Source organism: Neobacillus drentensis, assembly GCF_036966985.1.
GTDB lineage: Bacteria > Bacillota > Bacilli > Bacillales > Cytobacillaceae > Neobacillus > Neobacillus drentensis_E.
In genome coordinates this window covers 1-2,459 of sequence record NZ_JBALSN010000600.1, presented here as the reverse complement: position 1 = coordinate 2,459, position 2,459 = coordinate 1, and the positions used below count along the sequence as shown (strand labels likewise).

Genomic DNA, 2,459 nt, shown 5'->3' with positions numbered 1-2,459 from the left:
TCCAGGGGATTCTTTTTTAAACCTTCATCAAAGCCGCCTTTCGGCCGAGGCTTCCAGGTCTTACTACTTCTCCAGTTCATTACGACATGTGGTAAAAACCGCATACCGCAGCCCAATCATAGGCACTACGCCACTGCCCTATTAGCCTCTTTGTGCGAAACAATGGGAGCTAAAAGGACTCGGCGATACTTTGTAGTTTCTATTTTAGGTAGTTCCCGATCATTCGTTAGTTGTTTATTGACAGACTTTTCCAAAATATTCATAGCACCTACTACATCTCGATGTCCTTCCGCACCACACGGACAGTAGAAGTTTCGATTCCTTTGTTTGTGGAATTCTCCACATGATGGGCACGTGCCGGAAGTATAGGCCTCTTCGACAAGTTGGACTTTGGCTCCTCGAAGTTTTAATTTGTATTTTATTTTTTCTATTAATTGCCCAAAACTCCAATTGGACAATTGTTGACGAATTTCTTTACGGGTTTTCTTTTTCTTTTTTGTATTCCTTTGAACGCCATCCGGTGTTCCGATATAGAGTGTTTTAATTTGGTTTTCCACACACCAATCCGTGACCATTTTCGAAATAGAATGCAATAGATACTCCATTCTCCGTTCCAGTTTTTCTAAAAAACGGCGTTTACGCAAAATAAGTTTTTGCCTTTTATTCGAACCTGGCTTTTTCCGGCTAATCAACTTCTGAAACTCTTTCAACCTTTTGTTTCTGAAGCGCTGCAACGATCGAAGTTCTCTTCCTGTTACAATTAAATGACTTTTTCCGTTACTTAATACGGCCGCATGGATGATTCCCAAATCGCAGCCAGCTTCCTTTTTGCCTTGAACCTGCATTTGTTTTGGTAATTCCACTGCAATGTGCATCCAGTATTGATTTTTGTGCCAAACGATTTCGGCACTTTTTATAGTATGGAAATCAATGTGCTTCGGTTGAGGGATTACTAAGGGGGATTGTCGTTTTCCATTGCTTAATTTTAGCTTTTTATCTGACAGTGTAATCGCCGATTTTTTATATTTAACGGAAAAGAACTTTTTGTATTTCCAAGGGTAACGCCACTGTTTCTCACCTTTTGCCCGTAGCTCCCTTGTTCTTTTGCAGGTTTCTTCATGTAATTCGATAATCGATTGAATCGTTTGCGAGTGTAATTTATGGGTGGTGGCATTATACCATTTCTTTTTTTCTGATGCATTTGTCCAAACCTGATAGGCATCATATAGCCACCAATGGAGATCTAAGCAGTCATTCCACAGATTAGCTGCTTCCTTACGAAGAGTATCGACTAATCTTCTCTCCTCACCGGTTAAACGGAGCGGAAATTTCCGTATGACAATATCTCCTTTCGATTCTTTTTTCTTGTGATCTTTCATGTTCTTTTTATGGGGTTCCAATTCTTATTTCACCTCCTTATAGAACACTTGTTCTACGCACTTATTATACTACTATGGAATAGTAATTGATAGTAAAAAGAAAAAACATGGCTTATATCTCCATTTCTGAAGAAAAGCGTTTTACGTCACTATCCGATAAATCATTTTAAAATTTTCTAATATTTAGGACTTATACATTCCTTCTCATATTAGCCGACCTTAAATTAACAAAACAATACAACCAGAGGGCCCATACCATCTTTTTACTTTAATCATTACAAACATTTCCAAAAAATAGATTTAAAAAATTATTGCTCAAATTAATAGGAGCAAAATAAAAAATGAGTTTCAAACCCATTAATAAGGAATCTGGAACTCATAATTTTATAGTTTATACATCAGAAACAATGATATAGGATAAACGAACAGGTCATCTACTCCCCATACCTTGTTTATCTCAATGTCAGAGGAACGACTTGAACCACCCACTATTTGATAGAGAGTGCTGCTATATGAATTGTTGTATTTGTTTACTTTAATATTCTCCTTTATAAAACCAACTGTAGTTACATTCTTAAAATCAACGATAAAAGACATTTCATCCCTCTTTATTCCCTGACAACTGGTATCCACATTTCACCACTACAATACCATTCCAAAGCCTAATGACCTTTATGTTTATAGAAACACTTTGAATTGATAAAGGATCCTTTTTGGGTTTTTTTCGACTTATGTTTGGAAATACAGAAAAACATAAGAGCTTGGAAAAGGTTCAAGCTCTTAGTCTAGATTATGTTTTTTCTTCCTCTTCAATCCCTCAATCCACTAGATTACTTCCAAATTACGCTCTATCTCCAAGGTTTTTCACAACAACAAACAAACTCGGTTCAAAGCCAAATGTTGGCACATGATTGTTTGCGACAATATCTAAAGCCATCCCTGGATAAACCCCTTTTTCAACTTCTACCCAGCTAAGCGATAAGCCTGTCCCTAAATATAAAAATGGGAATCCTGCCTTCTCTAGCTTTGTATTTCCTACCAATAAGACACCATAAATCGCGATGTAAAATCCGTAGTCTA

Annotated in this window: 1 protein-coding gene and 1 pseudogene; both read right to left on the bottom strand. The window is 37.0% G+C overall.

The window, feature by feature from the left end:
* Nucleotides 1–125 precede the first annotated feature (125 nt).
* The gene (locus tag V7659_RS28735; protein WP_335543464.1) at nucleotides 126–1,400 is read right to left on the bottom strand and encodes an RNA-guided endonuclease InsQ/TnpB family protein; all 1,275 of its coding nucleotides are present in this window, start codon (nucleotides 1,398–1,400) and stop codon (nucleotides 126–128) included.
* Between the two features lie 820 nt (nucleotides 1,401–2,220).
* Nucleotides 2,221–2,459 (bottom strand): annotated as a pseudogene (locus V7659_RS28730) (hypothetical protein); the annotation flags it as partial.